The organism is Streptomyces sp. HUAS 15-9, assembly GCF_025642155.1.
Taxonomy (GTDB): domain Bacteria; phylum Actinomycetota; class Actinomycetes; order Streptomycetales; family Streptomycetaceae; genus Streptomyces.
Map to the genome: position 1 here is coordinate 3,189,545 of NZ_CP106798.1, position 25,045 is coordinate 3,214,589.

Sequence of the window (25,045 nt, forward strand, 5' to 3'; positions counted from 1 at the left end):
CCGACTCCGAAAGCCCGGTCCGTGACCCAGCAGCTCGTCCACCGGCCCGCCCGCAGCACACGCCCGCTCGCTCCCGCCGGGCCGCGCACGATCGAAGCACCGCCCAACCTGCCCGAGGGCAAGCTCGGCAACGCGGCGACGGCGTTGCTCCCCATGGCCGGTGTCATGGGGTCGGTGATCATGATGACGGTCGTCCGCAACAGTCAGTTCGCGGTGCTCGGCGCGGTCGTGCTCGTCTTCGCGCTGCTCGGCGCGGTGGCCCTGTTCCTGTCCCAGCGCGGGAAGGCACAGCGCACCCGTCGGGTACAGCGGGAGCGGTATCTGGAGTACCTGGAGAAGCTGCGCGATGAACTGGGCGCGAGCGAACGCGAACAGCGGCTCGCGGCACGTGCGTTGAACCCGCCGCCCGAGTCCCTATACGACATCGTCAGAGACCCGGCACGGCTGTGGGAGCGCCGCCGTCAGGACGCCGACTTCCTGCATCCGCGGCTGGGCACCGGTGAGGTCCCCGTCCAGGAGGTGGCAGTCGGCCAGAGCAGCATGGGCGGGGTGCTGACGCCGCCGGATCCCTTCATGCTCAACGAGGCCCGCGCGCTGCAGATCCGTTTCGGAACCGGCTCGGACTTCCCGCTCACCGTGCCACTGGACCGCGCCGGGAACGTGAGCCTCGTCGGTGACCGGGAGGGCGTCCTGTGCGTCGCCCGGGCCCTTCTCCTGCAGACCGCCGTGACGCACGCTCCGGACGACGTGGCCCTCGGTCTCGCCGTACCCGGTGACCGGCTCGCGGAGTGGGAGTGGGCCAAGTGGCTGCCCCATGTCCTCGACGCTCAGGAGTACGACGGTCCCGTCGCCGCCCGCCGGATCGCGCCGAGTCTGCCGCAGCTGGCCGCCCGGATCCGGCACGAGCTGGGGCGGAGGGCCGCATACGCGGCGGAGGTGCGCCGTGGGCTCGCCGACCGGGACGCGCTGCGGATGGCCGGCCGGCTGCTCGTCGTCAGCGACGCATACGGCGAACCGGCCGACGAGCTTCCCCGCCCGGACTCGGCCGTCGGCCTGGCGGACATGGGCGTCACCGTGCTGCATCTGCTGGAGCAGCAGGTGCACGAGCCCGACCAGGTGAGCGTGCGCATCACCGTCGACGGCGACCGGATCGTCGTCGACGACCTGGACGGCGGCACGGCGGTGGGCACGGCCGACCCCGTGACCGCGGCTGGGGCCGAGGGCATCGCCCGCATGCTGGCTCCGCTGCGGCTGTCCGCGGAGTCGGCCGCCGAGGGCATGCCGGTCGCCGGACCGGTCGACTTCCCGGGCCTGCTCGGCATCGACGACCCGGCCAACCTCGACCTGGACCGGATGTGGGCACCTCACGGCGAACGGGACTTCCTGCGTGTCCCCATCGGCTTGACGGACCGCCACGAGCCGGTGCTGCTCGATCTGAAGGAGTCTTCACAGCTCGGCATGGGCCCGCACGGACTGTGCGTCGGCGCCACCGGTTCCGGCAAGAGTGAGCTGCTGCGTACTCTGGTCCTCGCCCTGACGGCCACGCACTCCCCCGAGGACCTCGCACTCGTCCTCGTCGACTACAAGGGCGGCGCCACCTTCGCCCCCTTCGGCGAACTCCCGCACGTGGCCGGCGTGATCACCAACCTGGAGAACCAGGCCGGGCTCGTCGAACGCGTCCACACCAGCCTGGCCGGCGAGGTCAAACGCCGGCAACAGGTGCTCAAGGACGCCGGGAGCGTCGCCGACATCGGACACTACGCCGCCCTGCGCGCCACCGGCCGCCCGGACCTCGCGCCCCTTCCCCACCTCTTCGTCGTCATCGACGAGTTCGGCGAACTGATCACCGCCAAGCCGGACTTCATCGACCTGTTCCTGTCCATAGGCCGCATCGGCCGCTCCATCGGCGTCCATCTGCTGCTGTCCAGCCAGCGCATCGAGGGAGGCAAGCTCAAGGGCCTCGACACCTACCTGTCGTACCGGCTGGGTCTGCGCACCTTCTCCGCAGACGAGTCCCGTACGGTCCTCGACACCACCGACGCCTTCCATCTGCCGCCGTTGCCGGGCTTCGGCTACCTGAAGGTGGACACCTCCACGTACGAGAGGTTCAAGGCCGGTTACGTCTCCGGCGCCCACCGGGGTCCGGCCCTGCGCGAGGAACACGACGGCGAACCGCTGGCCCTGCCCTACCCGGCGTACAACACACCGCAGGAGTACGACGAGGCCGATGCGGAGGAACCCGTCGCCGTCAAACGCGAGACCGGTCCCACCGTCCTGTCGGTCATGGTCGGCCGGCTCACCACGGCCGCACCCCCGGTACGCCGGATCTGGCTGCCCCCGCTGCCGGACACGGTCACCCTCGACGCGGCCGCCGGGCCGGTGCGGGTTTCCGAGCGCGGGCTGCACCTGGCGGGCGCGGCGGGCGGAATGCGCGTGCCGCTCGGCGTGCTGGACGACCCGGCCCGGCAGTGGCAGGGCGGGTGGCTGCTGGACCTGACGGTGGCGGGCGGGCACGCTGCGGTGATCGGCGGGCCGCAGTCGGGCAAGACGACGCTCCTGCGCACGCTCGTCCTCTCGCTCGCCGTCACCCACACGCCGGACGACGTCGCCGTCTACGGCCTCGACCTGGCCGGCGGCGGCCTGTCGGCGCTCGCCGGGCTGCCGCACGTCGGCGGCATCGCCGGCCGTGCAGACCATGAGCGGGCCGCCCGCACCGTCGCCGAGGTGCGGGCCATGCTGACGGAGCGTGAGGAACTGTTCCGCGAGCACGGCATCGACTCCGTCGACCAGCTGCGCCAGCTGCGGGCCCAGGGCCGGCTGCCCGGCCTGGGCGCCACCGACGTCGTCCTGGCGATCGACGGATTCGGCGCCCTGCGGGACGAGTTCGCCGACCTCGACGACGCGGTGGCCGACCTGCTCAAGCGGGGCGGCGGCTACGGAATCCACGTCGTGGCGGGCATGCTGCGCTGGAACGACGTACGCATCGCCACCCAGTCGATGTTCGGCACCCGTGTCGAGCTGCGCCTGAACGACCCGGCGGATTCGTCGATCGACCGGAAGCTGTCCGAGACGCTCACGTCCGACACCCCGGGCCGGGCGCTGACCGACGGCAAGCTGTTCGCCCAGGCCGCGCTGCCCCGTATCGACAACCGGCCCACGACGAGCGACCTGGCCGCCGCACTGGAGGAGGCAGCGCGCACCGTCCGTGCCACCTGGCACGGAGAACTCGCCCCGCCCGTAAGAGTGTTGCCCACCAGGCTGCCCATCGGCCGGCTCCCTTCCCCGGTCGCCGAACCCACGCGAATCCCCCTCGGCGTCGACCAGGAGACCCTCGCCCCGGTCCCCCTCGACCTGTTCGGCACCGACCAGCACCTGCTGATCCTGGGCGACAACGAGTGCGGCAAGACCAACCTGCTGCGGCTCGTCGCCACCCAGCTCGTCGAGCGGCACTCCGCCGAGGAACTCGTCTTCGGCGTCTTCGACCCGCGCCGCGGCCTGCGCGGTGTGGTGCCCGAGCCTTACCGCGGCGGCTACGCCCACAACGCGAAGCTCGCGAACGCCCTGGCGACGGGCATCGCCACCGAACTGGAGAAGCGCCTGCCGGAGACGGCCGACCCCGACGCCGTCGGCGCCGAGCCCGCCTTCTCGGGGCCACGGATCGTCATTCTCATCGATGACTACGACATCCTCACCACGGCCGGACAGCAGCCGCTCACGCCCTTCCTCCCGTACGTCTCCTCGGCCCAGGACATCGGCCTGCACTTCGTCGTGGCCCGCCGCGCCGCCGGCGCCTCGCGCGCGCTGTACGAGCCGCTGCTGACCACGCTCCGGGAGACCAGCACCGCCGCGCTGGTCATGACCGGCGACCGCATCGAGGGCCAGCTCTTCCCCGGCCTGTACGCCTCCCAGCAGCCGCCGGGACGCGGCACGCTCGTCCGCCGCGGCCGGCCTCACCTGCTGATCCAGACGGCCCTCACCACAGAAGAGACCCCGTGACCAAGGACGTCATCGCCCTCACCCCGAGGATGCCCGACATGTGGGCCCTGCTGGCCGGGCTCTACGCCGGTGGACCCCGGCTCGACGTGAGCGCCGGAGCCGACGGCGCGGTCCTTCGCCTGTGCGGGCCACAGGGCCGGCCACTCGTCTCTGTGGAGGCGCCGGTTCTGGTCAAGGTGCCCGGTGAGGCCGAACGGCTGCTGGGGCAGGAGGCTGCCGTGCCGTTCTGGTGGACCGAGGTCCGGGCCTCCGGGGCGGTGCCCGAGGCGGAGCGCCTGGCGGGTTCGGTGTGCGGGCGGCTCGCTCTGCTGCTGGACGGGCGCGTATGGCCCGAGGGGGCGGTGACCACGGAGGTCGTCGACATCACGGCCGTCGCGGCGCCGGACGACGGACAGCCGGTCGTGGACGTGCTCACCGAGAGCACGGCCGTCGTCCTGGCCGACCGGCCTGTGCTGGCCCTGACCCCGTGGCTGTCCGACGTGTTCCGGACCACCACGGCCACGGGCCGCGCCCTGCAGATCGTCACCCCACCAGGCGTACGCGTCAGTCCCCCCGCCCGCGCGACCCTGCTGCAGGTACCCAACCGCTGGGTCGTGCAGGATCCGGCGCAGGGCTACTACGACGGCCTGTCCGGCGCGGTGCTGCGCTGGCAGGACGGCACGTTCGCGCCCGCACCCGCGGCCCACGGCACGGCGACGGTCGCCGACGCGTTCACAAGGGTGGAACCGACGGACGAGCGGCAGCTCGTCGTCGCGTTCCGCACCGTACGCCCGGCCGACAACGACCTGGTTCTGGGACGGTCCCTGGAAGCAGCCTGGCGCACGCTGACCGGTGCCCCGCCCGTCGGCTGGGGCACCGCGGAACCTGTGAACCTGCCTTGGTCGCCGCGCCAGTTGACCGACACGGCGCGCGACCGGGCGCCCGCGCCCACGTACCTGATCGCGGTCGGGCAACCCGACCGCCCCGCGCTGGCCTCGCTCCGATGCACGCGTACGGAGAGCGGGGTCGAGGAGGAGGTCACGCTCACCCTCGGCTACGGCGCGGACGAGATCCCGCCCACGGACCGGATCGAGTCGCTCGCCGAGGCCCTCGTCACGGACCATGGCCTGACCACCATGCTCACATCCGTGCGCCGAGCCTCCCGCGACCTCACCGCGGCCCCACGTCTTCAGGCCCCGCACACCCCGCTCGCCTTCACCCTGGGCGCCCGTGACGTGCGAGGCATCGGCCTCACCCACGCCCGTCGCCCACCGGTCGCCGTAAGCCCGGCGCAGCTCGGCCCGCCCTCGGCCCCGGCCCTGCACTATCCCATCGGAGAAGGCACGGACGCCGAGGCCTGGACGGCGCTGCGGTTGCTGGCGACGCACCTGAAGGCAGGCGTACCCGGAGCACCGTAGGCACCTCCGTCAGAACCGCACCACACTCCTGCCCCACCTGCACGTACACGCCGGCGGAGGGCGGCGACCGTCCCCGTCACCCGGCGGCCTCCCGTGCCTCCGTCACGGCCCGGTGGAACGCGCCGTTCGTCCGGGGACGCTGCAGTGCCAGCCGGGTGACCACGCGGCTGAGCCGGTCCGCGTCGCCGAGCAGGTGTGCCTCGCCCGCGGCGACGGTCTGCGACAGCAGTTCCCCGAGCAGCGTGACCTCGGTGAGGTTGTACCAGCGGTCGTGACGGTCGAACCGGGCCGTCCAGTCCTCGTACGGATGGCGCAGCGTCATGTGCAGACAGCCGCCGCTCCGTCTCCTCCAGGGGCCGGGCAGCCCGGCGAACACATTGATCGAGGCCATCGGGCGATCTGGATATTTTTGGCCTACGGTGAGCCTGATGCCCAGCATGATCCTCGACCAGGGGATCAGTTCCGCCTCGGAGTCCGGAGCGTGCTGGTGCAGGCCGTCCGGCCGGAACTCCACCCACCGGCCGGCGGGGCCCCGGATCTCCCCCACGACCCAGCTCCCGTCGACGCGTTCCAGCGGCCCCAGCGCCGCGCTCATTTCCGTCACATGATCATTTGATCACTTGTTCCATGAATCGCGCCGCGGTTTCCGCGAGCACCTCCCGTCCGTCCCGCGCCCACAACTCCTCGTTGAACAGCTCCACTTCGATGCGACCGGTGTAGCCGGCCGCCGTCACGTACCCCGTCCACTCCCGCATGTCGATCGAGCCGTCCCCGAGCTGCCCGCGTCCATTGAGGACGCCCTGCGGCAACGGGATGGTCCAGTCGGCGAGTTGGAAGCTGTGGATACGGCCGCCCGCGCCCGCCCGCTCGATCTGTGCGGGCGCCGAGTCGTCCCACCAGATGTGGTACGTGTCCACCGTGACGCCCACCTGGTGCGCGGGGAAGCGTTCCGCGAGGTCCAGGGCCTGGGCGAGGGTGGAGACCACACAGCGGTCGGAGGCGTACATCGGATGGAGGGCCTCGATGGCCAGCCGTACACCACGCGACTCCGCGTACGGGCCCAGCTCCGCCAGCGCGTCCGCGATGCGCTCACGGGCCCCGCGCAGGTCCCTGGACCCCGCGGGCAGCCCGCCCGAGACCAGCACCAGCGTGTCCGTGCCAAGCGCTGCCGCCTCGTCGACGGCCCGTCGGTTGTCGGCAAGGGCGACGGCACGCGCGTCCGGGTCGATGGCCGTGAAGAAGCCGCCCCGGCACAGCGTCGTCACGGTCAGGCCCGCGTCACGGACCAGCTTCGCGGTCTCCTCCAGGCCGTACGCCCGGACCGGCTCCCGCCAGAGGCCGACGTTGCCGATGCCCAGCCCGCGGCAGGCGTCTACCAGTTCGGGCATCGACAGCTTCTTCACGGTCATCTGATTGATGCTGAAACGCTCAAGACCGGTCACTGGGTCCCCCGTACAGGGCGAGCAGATTCTTCATCCGGTCCTCCGCGAGCTTCGGATCGGGGAACAGGCCCAGGCCGTCGGCGAGTTCGTAGGCGCGGGCGAAGTGCGGCAGGGAGCGGGCCGACTGGAGGCCGCCGACCATCGAGAAGTGCGCCTGGTGCCCCGCGAGCCAGGCCAGGAAGACGACCCCGGTCTTGTAGTAGCGGGTCGGGGCCTGGAAGAGGTGGCGGGACAACTCGACGGTCGGGTCGAGCAGTTCACGGAAACCGGCCCCGTCGCCCGTGTCGAGGACCCGGACCGCCTCCGCCGCCAGGGGACCGAGCGGGTCGAAGATGCCGAGCAGGGCGTGGCTGAAGCCCTTCTCGTCGCCCGCGATGAGTTCGGGGTAGTTGAAGTCGTCGCCGGTGTAGCAGCGCACCCCCTGCGGAAGCCGACGGCGCAGATCGATCTCGCGCTGGGCGTCCAGCAGGGAGACCTTGATTCCGTCGACCTTGTCCGGGTGCGCAGTGATGGCCTCCAGGAAGACGTCAGTCGCCGCGTCGAGGTCGGGCGACCCCCAGTAGCCCTCCAGCGCCGGGTCGAACATCGGCCCGAGCCAGTGCAGGATCACCGGTTCGGAGGCCTGCCGCAGGAGATGGCCGTACACCTCCAGGTACTCCTCGGGCCCGTCGGCGGCCGCCGCCAGCGCCCGCGAGGCCATCAGGATCGCCTGCGCCCCGGACTCCTCGACGAGCGCGAGCTGCTCCTCGTACGCCGCACGGATCTCCACGAGTGACCCGCCGGCGATCTGATCGGTGCCGACTCCGCAGGCGATCCGCCCGCCGACCGCCTTCGCCTCGGCGGCGGACCGCCGGATCAGGTCGGCCGCGCCCGCCCAGTCCAGCCCCATCCCGCGCTGCGCGGTGTCCATGGCCTCGGCGACGCCCAGCCCGTGCGACCACAGATGGCGCCGGAAGGCGAGCGTGGCGTCCCAGTCGACGGCGGCCGGCGAGTCGGGCGACACGTCGGCGAACGGATCGGCGACGACATGCGCGGCAGAGAAGACCGTACGGGAGGTGAAGGGAGCGCCCGGGGCGAGCGCGAGCGGCTCCGTACGCGGCTCGTAGGACCGCAACCGACCATCGGGACCAGGGAGTTGAATGGTCACAGCGAGATCTCCGGGACCTCGAGGCGGCGGCCCTCGGCCGAGGACTTCAGGCCCAGCCCGGCCAGTTGGACGCCACGGGCTCCGGCGAGCAGGTCCCAGTGGTACGGCGCGTCGGCGTACACGTGCTTCAGGAACAGCTCCCACTGCGCCTTGAAGCCGTTGTCGAACTCGGCGTTGTCCGGCACCTCCTGCCACTGGTCGCGGAAGACCTCGGTGGCGGGGACGTCCGGGTCCCACACGGGCTTGGGGGTGGCGGACCGGTGCTGGACGCGGCACCTGCGCAGCCCGGCGACGGCCGACCCCTCCGTCCCGTCGACCTGGAACTCGACCAGCTCGTCCCGGTTGACCCGCACCGCCCAGGAGGAGTTGATCTGGGCGACGACACCGCCCTCCAGCTCGAAGATGCCGTAGGCGGCGTCGTCAGCGGTGGCGTCGAAGGGCTTGCCGTCCTCGTCCCAGCGCTGCGGAACATGCGTGGCGGCAAGCGCCTGCACCGCAACGACCCGCCCGAAGAGCTCATGCAGCACGTACTCCCAGTGCGGGAACATGTCGACGACGATGCCGCCGCCGTCCTCGGCACGGTAGTTCCAGGAGGGCCGCTGGGCGGACTGCCAGTCGCCCTCGAAGACCCAGTATCCGAACTCGCCCCGGACGGACAGGATCCGCCCGAAGAACCCGCCGTCGATGAGCCGCTTCAGCTTGAGCAGCCCCGGCAGGAAGATCTTGTCCTGTACGACACCGTGCTTGATCCCCTTCTCATGGGCGAGGCGGGCGAGTTCGAGGGCACCTTCCAGCCCTGTGGCGGTGGGCTTCTCGGTGTAGATGTGCTTGCCCGCGGCGACGGCCCGCTCGATGGCCTCCTCGCGGGCGGAGGTGACCTGGGCGTCGAAGTAGATGTCGACGGTCGGGTCGGTGAGGACCGCGTCCACGTCCGTCGACCAGTGTTCCAGCCCGTGCCGCTCGGCGATCTCGCGCAGGGCGTGCTCACGGCGGCCGACGAGGATGGGTTCCGGCCACAGCGCGGTGCCGTCGCCGAGGTCGAGGCCGCCCTGGTCGCGCAGGGCGAGGATCGACCGGACGAGGTGCTGGCGGTAACCCATACGCCCGGTCACGCCGTTCATGGCGATACGCACGGTCTTGCGTGTCACGTCATTCCCTTCGTAGGCGTTCGACGCCTGGATACCGGTCTTCTCTCTTGCCTTCCCCGGTACTACTGGTAGACCGCACAGCAAGCGCTTTCTATCACAGGAGAAGCTAGCCTCTGACCCCTGGTCCGGACAAGGCCGTGTCCACATCGAGTTGTTCGAGGGGGCGAACAAGAGGGGTCCTGGGCCGTAAGGTCTGCTCGAACTGCACAAAACCGTGGCCGTGGAACCGTGACCTGTACGCGGCCTGTGTATGACGACGTACGCCGCACGTGGACGTACGACGAGAAGCGCGACCGGAGGACGACGAGATGACGGTGACCCTGGCGGACGTGGCGGCCCGCGCCCAGGTCTCGCCCGCGACGGTGTCGCGCGTGCTGAACGGCAACTATCCCGTGGCCGCCTCCACGCGGGAGCGGGTGCTGCGGGCGGTCGACGAGCTGGACTACGTCCTCAACGGCCCGGCGAGCGCCCTCGCGGCGGCGACCTCGGACCTGGTCGGCATCCTGGTCAACGACATCGCGGACCCCTTCTTCGGCATCATGGCGAGCGCGATCCAGGGCGAGATCGGCGGCCCCGGCGGCCGCGCGGGCGGCGAGCGGCTGGCGGTCGTCTGCAACACCGGAGGCTCCCCGGAGCGCGAACTGACATACCTGACCCTGCTCCAACGGCAGCGGGCCGCGGCGGTGATCCTGACGGGCGGCGCGGTGGAGGACGAACCGCACGCGACCACGATGACGGCCAAGCTCCGCAAGTTGACGGAGGCGGGAACACGGGTGGTCCTGTGCGGACGCCCGCCGGCTCCCGACACCCAGGCCATCGCCCTCACCTTCGACAACCGCGGCGGTGCCCGGCAGCTGACCGAGCACCTGATCGGCCTGGGCCACCGTCGCCTCGGCTACATCGCCGGCCCCGAGGAGCGGACCACGACCCGCCACCGTCTGGAGGGACACCGGGCGGCGCTGGAGGCGGCGGGCATCGAGGAGGACGCACGCTGGACGGTCCACGGCCGCTACGACCGCCGGTCGGGCTACGAGGCGACACTCGAACTGCTGCGCAGGGACCCGTCCCTGACGGCGATAGTGGCCGCGAACGATTCCGTAGCCCTGGGCGCCTGCGCGGCCCTGCGGGACTCCGGCCGCCGCATCCCCGGCGACGTCTCGGTGGCGGGCTTCGACGACCTGCCCTTCAGCCTCGACGCGGTACCGTCCCTGACGACGGTACGCCTCCCCCTCTCCGAGGCCGGAGCCCGAGCGGGCCGCATCGCAATGGGCCGAGAGGAACCCCCGCCCGGCGGAATCGCAACGGTACGCGGGGAACTGATGGTCCGCGCCTCCTCCGGAGTGCCGCGGGGCTAGCACCGCCGCACCCCGCATTCGGTCCGCCCTGCCCACTCCAGCAGAGACGGAGTGGAAGCTTTGGCCACCCACACCCCCACCACCCTGCCCCTCCCCCACCCCCACCTGTCCCATTCCGTCCACTCGCACTCATGCACGTGACCGGTGGGGCCGATGTGACATGGGAGGCGGGGGAGTGCGGGCGGGCGCCGGCGTCGGGACGCGCCACCACCCAGCACACACACCCACCATCCGCACCCACGCCGCTCCCAGCCCCGGCCTGGACGCCCCCCGCCCCGTGCCCTAGCCTCGAACCGGCGGTATCTCTGACTGAGTCAACGATCCTCCGGGGAGCCGAGCGATCATGAGCGTTCAGGACACCCATGACATCCATGCCATCCATGACATCCGTGCCTTCAACCGCTTCTACACGAACGTCATCGGCGCCCTCGACTACGGCCGCCACCTCTACGCCCCCTACACCCTCACCGAGTCCCGTGTCCTGTACGAGCTGGCGCACTCCTCTCGTATCGACGCGGCCGATCTCCGTACCGAACTCTCGCTGGACGCCGGTTACTTGAGCCGGATCCTGAACAAGTTCGAGCAGGACGGACTGGTCGAGCGCTCGGCCTCCGAGACGGATCCGCGGCGGCGGCGCATCTCGCTCACGCCGCGGGGGCGGGAGGCCGCCGAGCTGCTGGACGAGCGGGCCCGGGAGAGTGTCGGCTCGCTGCTCGGGACCGTGCGCCCCGGTGACCGGCCGCGCCTGGCGGAGGCGATGCGGACCATCCGCACCCTCCTGGGGGACCAGCCCTCCCCGAACCCCGAGGAGGTCGTACTGCGCGAGCCCGGCCCCGGTGACCTCGGCTGGATCGTGCAGCGCAACGCCGCACTGTACGCCGCCGAGTACGACTGGAACACCGACTACGAAGGGCTGGTCGCACGCATCGTCGCCGACTTCGCGCAGGACCACGACCCGCATCTGGAGCGGGTGTGGATCGCCGAGCTCGCCGGGCGGCCCGTGGGGTGTGTGATGTGCGTACGGGACGAAGCCCCGGCCACCGCCCGCCTCCGTCTCCTCCTCGTCGAGCCCGACGCGCGCGGGCTCGGCATCGGCGACCGGCTCGTCGAGGCCGTCATCGACTTCGCGCGCGGCGTCGGCTACCGGGAGCTGGTCCTGTGGACCAACGACGTCCTCTCCGCCGCCCGCCGTATCTACCAGCGTCACGGCTTCGCCCTGGTCACCGAGCAGGCCCACCGCTCCTTCGGCAAGGATCTGACGGGGCAGGACTGGCGTCTGGATCTGCACGGATCGGGCGATTGACGGGTGGGGCGAGTAGGGTCCAATTATGAAGCTCGCCTTCTCCACCCTCGGTGTTCCCGGTCTGCCCGTCCCTGAGGTACTGGCGCTCGCGACCGCGCACGGCTATCACGGCGTCGAGCTGCGCGCCCATCCGGAGGAGCCGGTGAACCCGGGCCTCGGACCGGACGAACGGACCGACGTGGCCGCCGAGTTCAAGGCGGCGGGGATCGAGATCATGGGGATCGCCGGGTACACGCGCGTCGCCGCGCCGGGTGACGACGAGCCCGTGCTCGACGAGCTCCGCGGGCTCCTCGATCTCGCCCATGACCTGGGCGCCCCCTTCGTCCGGGTCTTCCCCGGCGCCGCCCCCGACCAGTCCCGGGAGGAGGCCGACGCCACGGCCGCCCGGCGCCTGGGCACCGCCGCCGAGCACGCCTCCGCCCTCGGCGTACGCATCCTGCTCGAAACCCACGACTCGCACCGCACCGGCGCCGACGCGATCCGCGTCCTGGGCCGGGTCGGCCACCGCCAGGTCGGCGCGCTGTGGGACGTGATGCACACCTGGCTGGGCGGCGAGCAGCCCTCGGAGACCTACGCGGCGCTCGCCCCGTATCTCGGATACGTCCAGGTCAAGGACATCGCCTCGGCTGACGACACGACCCCGCTGCCGCTCGGCGCCGGGGTGCTGCCGCTCACCGAGTGCGTGGACGTGCTCTGCCGGCACAGCTGGGAGGGCTGGCTGTGCTGGGAGTACGAGAAGCGGTGGTACGAGGCGGCACCGCCGCTTCCGGAGCTGCTGGGCAGGGGCCGGGAGCATCTCGCGCGACTGCTCACCGACGCCGCCTGAGACTCCCTCTCTCTCCCCTTCCCCCCTCCCCCGAACAACTGGGCCCGGTAATTGACCCGGTAATTGATTGGCCCGCCCCGCAGCCCCGCGGTTAGCCTCCCCCGGTGACTCACCCACCCACCTCGTCACGCTCCGTCATGCCCTCATGAGCCTGACGCGTTCACAACTGGGCCCGGTAATTGACCCGGTAATTGATTGGCCCGCCCCGCAGCCCCGCGGTTAGCCTCCCCCGGTGACTCACCCACCCACCTCGTCACGCTCCGTCATGCCCTCATGAGCCTGACGCGTTCGCTCATCGACGTCAGGCCCCTGCGCACCTCCCCCGTCTTCCGGCGGCTGCTGATCGGCCGGACGGTGTCCTCGCTCGGTGGCTTCATGACCATGGTCACCGTCATGTACCAGGTCTGGGACATGACCCACAGCACGGCCTGGAGCGGTGCGGTCGGGCTGGCGCAGGCTCTGCCGCTGGTGACGTTCGGGCTGTTCGCCGGGGCCTGGGTGGACCGGGCCGACCGGCGCCGCGTCTTCCTGACGGCGACCGTCGGCCAGGCGGCCTGCTCCCTGCTGCTCGCCGTGCAGGGCTTCACCGGGCACGTCCCGGTGACCGCCGTCCTCGCCCTGGTGGCCACGCAGTCGGCCTTCGGCGCGCTCGGCGCACCGGCGGCGGGCGTCTTCGTCCCCCGTCTGCTGCCCAAGGACCAGGTGGCCGCGGGACTGGCCCTCAACCAGATCACCGGCAAGTCGATGATGCTGGCCGGCCCCGCGCTGGGGGGTGTCCTGCTGGGCTGGCTGGGCATCGGCGCCTGCTACCTCCTGGACGCCCTGAGCTTCGCCGTCGCCTTCTACGGCGCCTTCGGCCTGCCCGCGCTGCGGCCCGAGGGCGAGCCGTCGCGGGCGGGCCTGCACGGCGTGCTGGACGGGCTGCGCTTCCTGGCCGTGCACCGGGTGGTGCGGGGCGCGCTGATCACCGATCTGGCCGCGACCGTGCTGTCCTTCCCGACCAGCCTCTTTCCCCTGGTCAACGCCGAGCGCTTCGGCGACGACCCGCGCACGCTGGGCCTCTTCCTCTCCGCGATGGCGGTCGGCGGCATCGGGGCGACGGCCCTGTCCGGCGCGGTGACGCGGCTCGGCCGGCCGGGCCGGGTGATGCTGTGCGGGGCGGGAACCTGGGGTGCCGCACTCGTCCTGTTCGGCGTGTCCACCGACCCGTGGACCGGCCTCGGCCTCCTGGTCGTGGCCGGAGCGGCCGACGCCCTGTCCGTCGTCTCGCGCTCGACGATCGTGCAGACCCGTACGCCCGACGCCCTGCTGGGCCGGGTCACGGCGGCGGAGGCGATCGTCGGCCAGGCAGGCCCCAGCCTCGGCAACGTACGCGGCGGTCTGGTGGCCACCTGGACCTCCGGTACCACCGCCCTGATCACCGGCGGCCTGCTGTGCCTGCTGGCCGTCGGAGCCGTGAGCGCCACGACACCGGAGCTGCGCGACGGGGCTACCGAACCACCACACCAGCCGTAAGCGCCACGCCACCGGAGCCGCGCGACGGGCCTACCGCGCCACCGGACGAGCCGTGAGCGCCGCGGAGGCGTCCAGACACCACTCCAGCACGGCGGGCCAGGAGCCGTAGCCCGCGACGAGGTCGAGGTGGCCGGCGCCCGGGATGATCTCGGTGGGGATGCCGAGCGGGTCGCCGTAGACGGTGCGCGCGCCCTCGGGGCAGTACGGGTCGTCGTCGCCGGCGACGAGCCGGGTGGGCCCGGGGAGGGCGAAGTCCAGGGCGGGCGGCGCGAACTCGGCGATCTCCGGGTGCCGTACGAGCACGGAGGCGGACGGGGGCGCGACGAGCAGCACCCGGTCGGCCGCCCGCTGCTCCTTCATGCCGCGGGCGGCCGCGTGCAGCCAGAGCACGGCGGAGGCGCTGTGCGCGAGGACGACCCGTTCCCCGGCCGGGTCGAGCCCATCGAGGTGGCGGGCCAGTTCGCCGAGCCAGACGTCGAGGTCGGGGGCGTCGGGGTCGGGCAGCTGGGGATAGGTGACCCGGTGTCCCAGCTCGGTGAGCCGGTCGGCCAGCCAGTGCTGCCAGTGGTCCTCGGGGCGGTGGTTCTGCCAGCCGTGCAGGATGAGGTAGGAGCCGGGAGCGTGCTTGGTCATGCGTCTGGTCACGCGTCTGGTCGTCACGCGTTCGATGATCTCAGTGCCGCCCCCAGCTCCCCGAAGGCCTCGTGGAACCCGGGGAACGTCTTCCGTACGCACCCGGGGTCGTCGTACGACACTCCCGGCACCCGAAGTCCCGTCACCGCGAAGGACATGACGATGCGGTGGTCGCCGTAGGACTTGATCTGCACGTCGGGCAGGGGTTCGCCGGGCTCGATCTCGATCCGGTCGGGGCCGGTGGACACGGAGATCCCCAGCCGCCGGAGGTTCTCCGCGCAGGCGTCCAGCCGGTCGCACTCCTTCACTCGCGTATTGGCCACGTCCTCGATGCGGACCGGGCCGGAGGCGAAGGGCGCGATCGCGGCCAGCGTGGGCATCGTGTCGGAGATGTCCCGCATGTTGACCGTCAGACCCCTCAGCACCCCCGTCCCCCGCACCGTCGTGCGGTCGGGGCCGATCTCCACCTCGGCGCCCATCCTGCGCAGTACGTCCACGAAGCCCAGGTCCCCCTGCAGGGCACCGGCCCCCAGCCCGGGAACCGTGACCTCCGCGCCCGGAGTGACGGCCGCCGCCGCGAAGAAGTAGCTCGACGTGGACGCGTCCGGCTCCACCGCGTAGGTCGTGGCCCGGTAGCCGCCCGGCGGGACCACGAAGACGTCGCCCTCACGCCGTACCTCGGCCCCGAACTCCCGCATCATCGCGGTGGTGATCTCCACGTACGGCGCCGAGACCAGGTCCGTCACCCGGATCCGCAGGCCCTCGCGGGTCAGCGGGCCCAGCAGGAGCAGGGCAGTCAGGTACTGGGACGACTGACCCGCGTCCAGGACCACCTCACCGCCCCCGACGCCCACCGCCTCGATCCGCAGCGGGTGGTGCCCCTCCGCCTCCTCGTGCCGCAGGTCCACGCCGAGGTCGCGCAAGGCCCGGGTCAGCGGGGCCAGCGGACGTCGGCGCATCTGGGGCGAGGCGTCGAAGCGGTAACTGCCGTGGCCGGCCGCCGCCAGGGTGGGCAGGAAGCGGGCCGTGGTCGCGCCGTCGCGGCAGTAGACGTCGGCCTCGGGCACCGCGGGACCCTCGGGCCGGCCGTCGATCTGCCAGGTGTCCGGGGTGCGGCCCACTCGGTAGCCGAGCCGGCTCAGGCCCTCGGCGAAGCCCTCGGTGTCGTCCGAACGAAGCGGTCGTACGAGGGTGGTGACGCCGTCGGCCGCTGCCGCGAGGAAGAGGGCGCGGGCGGTGATGGACTTGGAACCGGGGATGTCGACTACGGGCATGCCCACATGATCCGACGGAGTTCCCGGCGCGTGCCGGTGCGTCCGCCGACTGGACCACGCTCCGTCACACGCGCCACCCCACGCACCACTCCACGCATCTCCCCCCGACACCTCCCCCGCCACCCCCGCCACCCCTTCACCGACTTGCCGCAATCCACCCGGCCCGCGGAACCCCGCCCCACCCCGCTCCGTCCAACCCGCAGGCTGCCGGACGAGTCTCCGCGGTGCGGTGTCGGCCTCGCTGCTGGCTGCGATTGCTGACCACCCTCTCCGCCGCACTGCGGCCGGCAGCACGCCGTCATCGGCGCGCCCCCCTCCAACTGCGCCGATGGCGGCCCCGGTCTGGTTACTGTGCATTCCCTTGACTGGCAGAAACTTCCCGGATATGGGTGACTTCTCGGAAGTTTCCTTCAGTGATCTCCGAAAGGAGCGCACGTGCCCGACACCAGTACGGGAAGAACAGGAAGCACCGCACGTCCGTCCAGACGTACCGTCCTCGCCGCCACCGCCGGCGTCACCGCCTCGCTGACGGTCGGCGGTATCGCGAACGCCGCCGGTACCGCGAACGCCGCCGCTCCCGGCGACAAGAAGCTACGCGCCCTCATCTCCGGTATGACACTGGAGGAGAAAGTCGGCCAGCTCTTCGTGATGCGGGTCTACGGCCACTCCGCCACCGCCCCCGACCAGGCCGACATCGACGCCAACCTCAAGGAGATCGGCGTACGCACGGCCGTCGAACTGATCGCCAAGTACCGCGTCGGCGGCATCATCTACTTCACCTGGGCCCACAACACCCGCGATCCCCACCAGATCGCCGATCTGTCCAACGGCATCCAGCGTGCCTCGCTGGAACAGCCCCGCGGGCTCCCCCTCCTCGTCGCCACCGACCAGGAGCACGGCATCGTCTGCCGGGTCGGCAAGCCCGCCACCCTCTTCCCGGGCGCCATGGCCATCGGGGCCGGCGGCTCCCGCGCCGACGCCCGCGCCCTCGGCCGGATCTCCGGCGCCGAGCTGCGCGCCATCGGCATCAACCAGGACTACTCCCCCGACGCCGACGTGAACGTCAACCCGGCCAACCCGGTCATCGGCGTACGGTCCTTCGGCGCCGATCCGGACGCGGTCGCCGGGCTGGTGGCGGCCGAGGTGAAGGGATATCGGTCGGCGCGGGTCGCGGCGACCGCCAAGCACTTCCCGGGGCACGGCGACACCGCCGTGGACAGCCACTACGGCTTCCCGGTCATCACGCACAGCCGGGAGCTGTGGGAGCGGCTGGACGCGGTGCCCTTCCGGGCGGCGATCAGGGCCGGCATCGACTCGATCATGACCGCGCACATCCAGTTCCCGGCCCTCGACGACTCGGGCGACCCGGCCACCCTCTCCCACCCCATCCTCACCGGCATCCTCCGTGAGGAACTGGGCTACGACGGAGTCGTCGTCACCGACTCGCTCGGCATGGAGGGGGTACGGACGAAGTACGGGGACGACCGGGTGCCGGTGCTCGCCCTGAAGGCGGGCGTCGACCAGCTCCTCAACCCGCCGAACCTGAGCGTGGCGTGGAACGCCGTCCTCAAGGCCGTACAGAACGGCGAGCTGACCGAGGCACGGCTCGACGAATCGATCCTGCGCATCCTGCGGCTGAAGGCGGGGCTGGGGATCCTCGAACAGCCGTACGTCAGCCCGTCCGGCATCGACTGCGTGGTCGGTACGGCGGCGCACCTCGCGGTGGCCGACCGCATCGCCGAGCGGACGACGACCCTCCTGGTCAACGAGGGCGCGGTCCTGCCGCTGTCCCGTCGGACGCACAACAAGATCCTGGTCGTCGGCGCCGATCCCGCCTCCCCGTCCGGCACCACGGGCCCGCCCACCACGGTCCTGGCCACCGCCCTCACCGAACTCGGCTTCACGGCCACCGCCCTGCCGACGGGCACGGCCCCCTCCGCCGCGACCATCGCCAAGGCGGTCACGGCGGCGCGGGGCGCGGACGCGGTGGTCGTCGGCACGTACAACGTCACGGCGGGCAGTAGCCAGAAGACGCTGGTGGAACAACTGGTGGGAACCGGGAGGCCGGCGGTGGCGATCGCGGTTCGCAACCCGTACGACGTCGCCCAACTCCCCTCCGTCCAGGGATTTCTGGCCACCTACTCCTGGACCGACATCGAACTGCGCGCCGCCGCGCGGGTCATCGCCGGACGGGTCGCGCCACGCGGGAAGCTGCCGGTGCCGGTGCAGCGGGCGGACGATCCGGCACAGGTGCTGTACCCGATCGGCCATGGACTGTCGTACTAGACGTACGTCGCACACCGGGCGCAACGCCGCCAACAGGCGGAAAGCCTCCCACACCGCTGGCGTGTGCCCGCCGTCGCGGGCCACGCTGGGCGGGGGTGTCTGGGGGGATCGCCATGCGTGGGAGACGGTCGGTGGGGGTGGTGTGCGCACTGCCGGCGCTGGTCGTCGCCCTGTCCGCGTTGATCGTCGCTCTGTTGGCGACGGGTTGCCGGCGGTCGCAGGGCCCCGGTGAGCCCGTCGCGCAACCGACGCCCGCCGAAACCCCCGGATACGGCGTCCAGTTCCTCGCGGTCGACGAGTGCAGCTCCTTCGGCACGACGAGCTCCACCGAGGTCCCCTGCACCAGTGAGCGTGCGGCCGCCCGGGTCGTCGCCCGCTACGACGGCAGGATGGGCGACGGTCCCCTCTGCCCGGCCACGACCGACTTCGTGCTCCACATCAGCGAGCAGCGCCCGTCGAGCGACGAGGACGGCGACGGGACGATCCCGCGGGGCTACGCCTGCATGCGCAATCTCGAAGCGCCGCACCCCGGCGATCCCGGCGGCGGGGGCGGGCCCCGCACGATCGTCGGCGACTGTGTCTACGGCTCCGGCGACGGCCAGGTCCGGGAAACGGCGTGCGACGGCTCGGGCGGACGAAAGCCGCAGTACAAGGTCGTCAAGGCGGCAGCCGACCGCACCGAGTGCCCCGCGTCGACGGCCCTGTACGTGCAGCTCGGGGGTCCGGAGCCGGTGGGATGCGCACGGCGCGTGTGACATCCCACCGGTCCCCAAAAGGGCACACTGCTACGGCCGCAGCACGGGTTCCCGCTCCACGTCGGCCTTGTCCAGCTTCGCGTCGTAGCGGGCCAGCGGCTTCGCCGCCGACGGGTTCGCCTGTACCGCGGGCGACGCGACCCCCGCCCACTGCAGGATCCGGGCCGTGGCCAGGGCCTTCTGGTCGGGTACCAGGCCCGCGACATTGGCGCCGTGGTTCAGGCCGGGCGCGGTGAAGACGTAGGAGTCACGCGCGCCCGCGCCCAGCCGGAAGCGCTCCGAACCCCACGGGTCGTTCTGGCCGTAGACGAAGAGCATGTGGTGGGCACGGTGGCGGACCCAGGTGTCCACATCGCGCATGACGCCCGGCTGCCAGCGCATCGGGATCGAGCGCGGTACGAAGTTCCGCGGAGGCTGGTAGCCGTAGCGGATCAGGCGCTTCTCGATGTGCGGGAAGCGGATCGTGGGCGCGCCGAGCTGGGTGCCGGCCTGGTAGTAGTACGGGGTGTACGTCTCCAGGCCCTGGTCGGCGTAGGCGGAGAAGCCGGAGATCGTGTCGACGGAGGTCCAGATCTCGTCGTCGGTCGCCTTCGCCGCGTTCGCGGGGATCTTGTCGCAGTCGGACAGCAGGCTGTACTGCCAGAAGCCCCAGACGTAGTCGAGGACGACCCCCTCGTAGGCACGGTCCAGGCCGCCGATGGTGGTGAAGGTGAGGCCGTTCTCGGCGGCGTACGCCGCGTACTTCTTCTCCAGGGGCGCACGGCGCACCAGTGCCTCCCGCTGGACCGCGTTCAGCCGGTCCCGGCACTCCTTGGTGCCGACCTTCTCGAAGAAGCGGTCGTAGGCCGAATCCTCCTTGTTCACGACGTCGTTGGGGGCCACGTACGCGACCACGCCATCCATGTCGCGCGGGTAGAAGCGCTCGTAGTAGGTGGCGGTCATGCCGCCCTTCGAGCCGCCCGTGGCCAGCCAGTTGCCCGTGTAGAGCGGCTTCAGGGCCTTGAAGACGCGGTGCTGGTCGCTGGCCGCCTGCCAGATGTCGAGCTTGGACCAGTCGGCCGGGTCGGGGCGGGACGGGGTGAAGAAGCGGTACTCCAGGGAGACCTGGTTGCCGTCCACGATCTGGGTCGGCTCGCGGCGGCCGGGGTTCGTGGAGACGTTGTAGCCACTGGTGTAGAAGACCGTCGGGCGGCTGACGTCCTTGTGCAGCACGGTGATCCGCTGCTGGAACGTGCCCTTCGACGGGTGCCGGTGGTCGATCGGCTGGGTGTAGTTCAGGACGAAGTAGCGGTAGCCGGCGTACGGCTTCTCCTGGATCAGGCTCATGCCCGGTATCGCGAGCAGCCGGTCCTTGATGTCGACGTCCGTGCCGCCCGTGGCGTCGGCGGCGGTGGCCGCTCCCGCCGTGCTCAGCGTGCTTAGCAACACCATGAGCGCGAGCAGCCATCTGAGCGCCTTGCGCATGCACACTCCCCTGTGAGACAGATGTGCGCCGGAAACTATCGGAGCAACATCCGTCACACCAGGGGAAATTGAGCTTCAGGGAGAATGCTTCAGGCGGAATCGAGTCGGCACGGTATCAGCACAGGATCCAGCCGGAACTCACGACGCCCTTGCCCACCGAACCCTTCACCCACACGCAGCGGTGACCGGCGTGCACCGTCACCGGGCCCGCGTGGTACGCGAAGCGGCCCCTGTCGACGACCGGGCGGTTGCCGCGGGCCTGCACGCTGACCGACATCGAGCGCCTGGTCCCCGGATGGTCGGGCACGGTGACGGCGCAGACGTAGCCGTTGCTCCGGTAGACGAGCACGGTGCCGGTGGAGAAGGGCAGGGTCTTCACCTTGCGCCCGGTGCAGGAGCCGTCCGCCGCCTGGGCGCTGCCCGGCGCCACGAGCGCGAGCACCCCGGACGCGGCCAGCACGGCCGCGCCGAGCGCGAGCTTTCGGCGTATCGCACCACGGTCCACTGTCGTCCCTCCCGTACCGCAGTCATGCACCATCAGTCATGCACCATCGATGTACGTACTGATGTACGGACGCACGACATATGTCGGATGGTTGCACGACCGTCAGAAGTGCCCGCCCACCAACCATCAGAAGTACCCACCCACCAACCGTCAGCAGGACACGCCCCCACCGGCCGTCAGTGGGACACGCCCACCGGCTCCTCCGGTTCGGCCTGACCCACGAAGGTCCGCCACAGCGAGGCGTACCGGCCGTCCAGCGCCAGCAGTTCCTCGTGCGTCCCGTCCTCCACCACCTGCCCGTGGTCCATCATCACGACGCGGTCCGCGCGGGCGGCGGTGGTGAGGCGGTGGGCGACGACCAGTGTCGTACGGCGGCCTGCGAGGCGGTCCGTGGCCTGGTTGACCAAGGCTTCCGTGGCCAGGTCCAGGGCCGCCGTCGCCTCGTCGAGGAGCAGGACGTCCGGGTCGACCAGTTCGGCGCGGGCCAGTGCGATCAGCTGGCGCTGGCCGGCCGAGAGGTTGCGGCCGCGCTCGGCGACCTCGTGGAGATAGCCGCCCTCGAGCGTGGCGATCATGTCGTGGGCGCCGACCGCCCGCGCCGCCGCCTCGACCTGGGCGTCGGTGGCGTCGGGCCGGCCGTAGGCGATGGCGTCGCGCACAGTGCCCTGGAAGAGGTACGCCTCCTGGGGGACGACGCCCAGGCGGTGCCGGTACGACGTGAGGTCGAGCGCCCGCAGATCCGTGCCGTCGACCGTCACCCGGCCGCCCGTCGGGTCGTAGAACCGCGCCACCAGCTTGACCAGGGTCGACTTGCCCGCCCCCGTCTCGCCGACGAAGGCGACGGTCTGGCCGGCCGGGATCGTCAACTCGATGCCGCTGAGCGCCTCTTCGTCGGCGCCGTACGAGAAGCGCACGTCCTCGAAGGCGATCTCGCCCCTGAGCGAGCGGACTTCGAGCGGCTCGTCGGCGGGGCTGGTGGAGGTCGGCTCCCGCAGCAGCTCCTGGATGCGGCCGAGAGAGACGGTGGCCTGCTGGTAGCCGTCGAAGACCTGGGAGAGCTGCTGGACGGGGGCGAAGAAGAGGTCGATGTAGAGCAGATAGGCGACCAGTGCGCCCGTGGTGAGCGTCGCCGCCTCGATCCGGCCGGCGCCCGCGATGAGGACCGCGGCGGCCGCGACCGACGCCAGCAGCTGGACGAAGGGGAAGTAGACGGATATCAGCCACTGACCGCGGATCCGGGCGCTCCGGTAGGCGTCGCTGCGCTCCGCGAACCGCCGTCCGCCGTCCCGCTCGCGCCGGAAGGCCTGCACGATCCGCAGCCCGGAGACGGACTCCTGGAGGTCGGCGTTGACCACCGACACGCGTTCACGGGCGAGTTCGTACGCCTTCACGCTCGCCCGGCGGAAGAAGAAGGTGGCGACGATCAGCGGGGGCAGGGTCGCGAAGACGACCAGCGCCAGCTGCACGTCGAGCACCAGCAGGACGCCCATGATGCCGAAGAAGGTGACGACCGACACGAACGCCGTGACCAGACCGGTCTGCAGGAACGTCGACAGCGCGTCGACGTCCGTCGTCATCCGGGTCATGATCCGGCCGGTCAGCTCACGCTCGTAGTAGTCGAGACCCAGACGCTGGAGCTGGGCGAAGATCTTGAGGCGGAGGGCGTAGAGGACGCGTTCGCCGGTGCGTCCGGTGATCCGTGTCTCGCCGATCTGGGCCGTCCACTGGACGAGTACGGCGAGCAGGGCGAGCAGGGACGCCGACCAGACCGCGCCCAGGGCGAGCCGGGTGACGCCCTGATCGATGCCGTGCCGGATCAGGATCGGCAGCAGCAGGCCCATGCCGGCGTCCACGGCGACCAGCAGCAGGCCCACGAGGAGGGGGAGGCCGAAGCCGCGGAGCAGCCGGGTCAGCCCGTAGGAGTCCTCCGGCCGGACCGCCCTTGTCTCGTCGACGTCGGGGGTGTCGTTCGCCGGGGGCAGCGCCTCGACGAGGGTGAGGAGTTCGGGGGTGGCCGGGGAGTCGGCCAGCGCCTGGTCCTTGGGCCGGCGGTCGCCGGTCCACAGATGGGGAGTCACCGCGCGTTCGGCGTCGAACTCGGCGTCCAGCTCTTCACGGACGCTGGTGTCCTCGTGCGGCAGGGCGGGCTCGGCGTGGCCCGGGGAGACGCCACCCAGCTCGTCGGGATCGGTGAGCAGGCGACGGTAGAGGGCGGATCGTTCCTGCAGTTCCTCGTGGGTGCCGATGTCGGCCAGCCGACCGCCGTCGAGGACGGCGATGCGGTCGGCGAGGTTGAGGGTGGAGCGGCGGTGCGCGATCAATAGGGTGGTGCGCGCGTTAGCGCTCGATGAGGGGTGGTGGTCGGGCGACGGGAGGGCCGTACGACCCTCCATGACGTGCTTCAGCGCCTCGTGGATCTCGTGCTCCACGCGGGCGTCCACCGCGGAGGTCGCGTCGTCGAGGACCAGCAGGCGCGGGTCGGTCAGGATGGCGCGGGCGAGCGCGACGCGCTGGCGCTGGCCTCCGGAGAGGGTGAGGCCGTGCTCTCCGACCTTGGTGTCGTAACCGTCGGGCAGCTCGGCGATGAAACGGTCCGCCTGGGCGGCGCGGGCGGCCTTCTCGATCTCCTCCTGCGTCGCGTCGGGGCGGCCGTACGCGATGTTGTTGCGCACGCTGTCCGAGAACAGGAAGGAGTCCTCGGGGACCAGGCCGATCGCGGCCCTGAGGGAGTCCAGGGTCAGCTCGCGCACATCGTGGCCGCCGACCAGGACGGCGCCGTGGGTGACGTCGTAGAAGCGCGGGAGGAGCAGGGAGACCGTGGACTTGCCGGAGCCGGAGGAGCCGACGACCGCGAGGGTCTCGCCGGGGCGGATCTCGAAGCTGAGCCCTTCGAGCACCGGGCCGGATGCGCCGGAGGCATCGCCGTACCCGAAGGACACGTCGTCGAACTCGACCGTCGCGGGCGCGTCCGCGGGGAGGGTCTTGGTGCCCTCCTTGATCGTCGGCTCGGTGTCGATCAGCTGCAGGACGCGCTCGGTGCTCGCACGGGCCTGCTGGCCGACCGTGAGGACCACGGCGAGCATCCGGACCGGGCCGACGAGCTGGGCGAGATAGGTGGAGAAGGCGACGAAGGTGCCGAGGGTGATGTGCCCGCGCACGGCGAGCCAGCCGCCCAGCGCCAGCATCGCGACCTGGCCGAGCGCGGGGACGGCCTGGAGGGCCGGGGTGAACCTGCTGTTCAGCCGTATGGTGCGCAGCCGCCCGGCGAAGAGGCGGCGGCCGACCTCCCGCAGCTTCCCGGTCTCCTGGTCCTCCTGCCCGAAGCCCTTCACCACGCGTACGCCGCTGACGGCGCCGTCGACCACACCCGCGACGGCGGCGGCCTGGGCCTGGGCGTACCAGGTGGCGGGGTGCAGGCGAGTGCGGCTGCGCCTGGCTATCCAGCCCAGCGCGGGCGCCACGGCGAGGGCGACCAGGGTCAGCGGGAGCGACAGCCAGGCCATGATCACCAGGGAGATCAGGAACAGCAGGACGTTGCCGATGGTCATCGGCAGCATGAAGAGCAGGCCCTGGATCAGCTGGAGGTCGCTGGTGGCACGGCCCACCACCTGGCCGGTGGACAGCTCGTCCTGGCGGCGGCCGTCGAGGCGGGTGATCGTGCCGTACATCTCGGTCCGCAGGTCGTGCTGGACGTCGAGGGCGAGACGGCCGCCGTAGTAGCGGCGGATGTAGGTGGCGGCGTAGACGAGGACGGCGGCGCCGATCAGGGCGCCGGCCCAGGGGGCCATGGAACGGCTGTGGTCGCCGATCACGTCGTCGATGATCACCTTGGTGATCAGCGGGACCAGCGCCATGACGGCCATACCGGCCAGCGAGGAGCCGAGGGCGAGGACCACGTCCTTCGGGTAGCGCCAGGCATACCCCACGAGTCGCCGTGCCCAGCCCTCTGTCTCCCCCTGCTGCGCTGCCACGCCGGTGCCCTCCGTTGAAAACGATGTC

17 protein-coding genes are annotated in these 25,045 nt (G+C 71.5%); 8 read left to right on the plus strand and 9 right to left on the minus strand.

The features are described from left to right. Nucleotides 1-21: 21 nt before the first annotated feature. Both eccCa and N8I87_RS14595 read left to right on the plus strand, forming a co-directional pair. The gene (eccCa, locus tag N8I87_RS14590; protein ID WP_263208950.1) at nucleotides 22-3,996 is read left to right on the plus strand and encodes a type VII secretion protein EccCa; all 3,975 of its coding nucleotides are present in this window, start codon (nucleotides 22-24) and stop codon (nucleotides 3,994-3,996) included. Next, the gene (locus N8I87_RS14595; protein ID WP_263208951.1) at nucleotides 3,993-5,393 is read left to right on the plus strand and encodes a DUF6177 family protein; all 1,401 of its coding nucleotides are present in this window, start codon (nucleotides 3,993-3,995) and stop codon (nucleotides 5,391-5,393) included. The genes eccCa and N8I87_RS14595 overlap by 4 nt, the downstream gene beginning before the upstream one ends. Before the next feature lie 76 nt (nucleotides 5,394-5,469). Here N8I87_RS14595 and N8I87_RS14600 read toward each other — a convergent pair whose 3' ends face one another. The 4 genes from N8I87_RS14600 to N8I87_RS14615 are packed head-to-tail and all read right to left on the minus strand — an operon-like array spanning nucleotide 5,470 to nucleotide 9,130. Further along, entirely contained in the window at nucleotides 5,470-5,988 is a 519-nt protein-coding gene (locus N8I87_RS14600) for a hypothetical protein (protein ID WP_263216469.1), read from the minus strand. A gap of 13 nt (nucleotides 5,989-6,001) precedes the next feature. Then, a complete protein-coding gene (locus N8I87_RS14605) occupies nucleotides 6,002-6,802 on the minus strand; it encodes a sugar phosphate isomerase/epimerase family protein (protein WP_263208952.1) in 801 nt (266 codons plus the stop codon). A gap of 19 nt (nucleotides 6,803-6,821) precedes the next feature. Next, nucleotides 6,822-7,982: a dihydrodipicolinate synthase family protein gene (locus tag N8I87_RS14610; protein WP_263208954.1), complete on the minus strand. Its 1,161-nt coding sequence runs from the start codon at nucleotides 7,980-7,982 to the stop codon at nucleotides 6,822-6,824. Then, nucleotides 7,979-9,130, minus strand: coding sequence for a Gfo/Idh/MocA family protein (locus N8I87_RS14615; protein WP_263208955.1), 1,152 nt, complete (start codon nucleotides 9,128-9,130; stop codon nucleotides 7,979-7,981). The genes N8I87_RS14610 and N8I87_RS14615 overlap by 4 nt, the downstream gene beginning before the upstream one ends. Before the next feature lie 308 nt (nucleotides 9,131-9,438). Here N8I87_RS14615 and N8I87_RS14620 point away from each other — a divergent pair, with 308 nt between their 5' ends. From N8I87_RS14620 to N8I87_RS14635, 4 genes are all read left to right on the plus strand, one after another. Next, nucleotides 9,439-10,485, plus strand: coding sequence for a LacI family DNA-binding transcriptional regulator (locus tag N8I87_RS14620; RefSeq protein ID WP_263208956.1), 1,047 nt, complete (start codon nucleotides 9,439-9,441; stop codon nucleotides 10,483-10,485). A 343-nt stretch (nucleotides 10,486-10,828) separates the two neighbouring features. Further along, a complete protein-coding gene (locus tag N8I87_RS14625) occupies nucleotides 10,829-11,788 on the plus strand; it encodes a bifunctional helix-turn-helix transcriptional regulator/GNAT family N-acetyltransferase (protein WP_263208958.1) in 960 nt (319 codons plus the stop codon). A 25-nt stretch (nucleotides 11,789-11,813) separates the two neighbouring features. Further along, complete coding sequence (locus N8I87_RS14630) at nucleotides 11,814-12,614, plus strand: sugar phosphate isomerase/epimerase family protein (protein ID WP_263208960.1); 801 nt, start codon at nucleotides 11,814-11,816, stop codon at nucleotides 12,612-12,614. 273 nt (nucleotides 12,615-12,887) lie between these two features. Continuing rightward, entirely contained in the window at nucleotides 12,888-14,129 is a 1,242-nt protein-coding gene (locus N8I87_RS14635; protein ID WP_263208962.1) for an MFS transporter, read from the plus strand. A gap of 30 nt (nucleotides 14,130-14,159) precedes the next feature. On the opposite strand, the gene N8I87_RS14640 is transcribed toward N8I87_RS14635, so the two are convergent. Both N8I87_RS14640 and aroA read right to left on the minus strand, forming a co-directional pair. Further along, nucleotides 14,160-14,762, minus strand: a complete 603-nt coding sequence (locus N8I87_RS14640) for an RBBP9/YdeN family alpha/beta hydrolase (RefSeq protein WP_263216470.1) — start codon at nucleotides 14,760-14,762, stop codon at nucleotides 14,160-14,162. A 23-nt stretch (nucleotides 14,763-14,785) separates the two neighbouring features. Beyond that, entirely contained in the window at nucleotides 14,786-16,036 is a 1,251-nt protein-coding gene (aroA, locus tag N8I87_RS14645; protein WP_263208963.1) for a 3-phosphoshikimate 1-carboxyvinyltransferase, read from the minus strand. Nucleotides 16,037-16,471: 435 nt separating this feature from the next. Between aroA and N8I87_RS14650 the strand changes: the two genes are divergently transcribed. Together N8I87_RS14650 and N8I87_RS14655 are read left to right on the plus strand one after the other, a co-directional pair. Continuing rightward, nucleotides 16,472-18,322 (plus strand): glycoside hydrolase family 3 protein, encoded by a 1,851-nt coding sequence (locus N8I87_RS14650; protein ID WP_263208965.1) that lies wholly within the window; start codon nucleotides 16,472-16,474, stop codon nucleotides 18,320-18,322. 113 nt (nucleotides 18,323-18,435) lie between these two features. Beyond that, nucleotides 18,436-19,077, plus strand: coding sequence for a hypothetical protein (locus N8I87_RS14655; RefSeq protein WP_263208967.1), 642 nt, complete (start codon nucleotides 18,436-18,438; stop codon nucleotides 19,075-19,077). Between the two features lie 30 nt (nucleotides 19,078-19,107). On the opposite strand, the gene N8I87_RS14660 is transcribed toward N8I87_RS14655, so the two are convergent. From N8I87_RS14660 to N8I87_RS14670, 3 genes are all read right to left on the minus strand, one after another. Beyond that, entirely contained in the window at nucleotides 19,108-20,541 is a 1,434-nt protein-coding gene (locus tag N8I87_RS14660; protein WP_263208968.1) for an alpha/beta hydrolase family protein, read from the minus strand. Nucleotides 20,542-20,656: 115 nt separating this feature from the next. Continuing rightward, nucleotides 20,657-21,046 (minus strand): hypothetical protein, encoded by a 390-nt coding sequence (locus N8I87_RS14665; protein WP_263216471.1) that lies wholly within the window; start codon nucleotides 21,044-21,046, stop codon nucleotides 20,657-20,659. Nucleotides 21,047-21,222: 176 nt separating this feature from the next. After that, nucleotides 21,223-25,017 carry an ABC transporter ATP-binding protein gene (locus N8I87_RS14670; protein ID WP_263208969.1) on the minus strand — a complete coding sequence of 1,265 codons (3,795 nt, stop codon included), beginning with the start codon at nucleotides 25,015-25,017 and terminating at the stop codon, nucleotides 21,223-21,225. Nucleotides 25,018-25,045: the final 28 nt, after the last annotated feature.

Coding starts and splice junctions, on each gene's coding strand:
- N8I87_RS14635 (WP_263208962.1), top strand. CDS start 12,888: ATGAGCCTGACGCGTTCGCTCATCGACGTCAGGCCCCTGCGCACCTCC.
- aroA (WP_263208963.1), bottom strand. CDS start 16,036: ATGCCCGTAGTCGACATCCCCGGTTCCAAGTCCATCACCGCCCGCGCC.
- N8I87_RS14600 (WP_263216469.1), bottom strand. CDS start 5,988: ATGAGCGCGGCGCTGGGGCCGCTGGAACGCGTCGACGGGAGCTGGGTC.
- N8I87_RS14625 (WP_263208958.1), top strand. CDS start 10,829: ATGAGCGTTCAGGACACCCATGACATCCATGCCATCCATGACATCCGT.
- N8I87_RS14620 (WP_263208956.1), top strand. CDS start 9,439: ATGACGGTGACCCTGGCGGACGTGGCGGCCCGCGCCCAGGTCTCGCCC.
- N8I87_RS14655 (WP_263208967.1), top strand. CDS start 18,436: ATGCGTGGGAGACGGTCGGTGGGGGTGGTGTGCGCACTGCCGGCGCTG.
- N8I87_RS14605 (WP_263208952.1), bottom strand. CDS start 6,802: ATGACCGTGAAGAAGCTGTCGATGCCCGAACTGGTAGACGCCTGCCGC.
- N8I87_RS14640 (WP_263216470.1), bottom strand. CDS start 14,762: ATGACCAAGCACGCTCCCGGCTCCTACCTCATCCTGCACGGCTGGCAG.
- N8I87_RS14630 (WP_263208960.1), top strand. CDS start 11,814: ATGAAGCTCGCCTTCTCCACCCTCGGTGTTCCCGGTCTGCCCGTCCCT.
- N8I87_RS14660 (WP_263208968.1), bottom strand. CDS start 20,541: ATGCGCAAGGCGCTCAGATGGCTGCTCGCGCTCATGGTGTTGCTAAGC.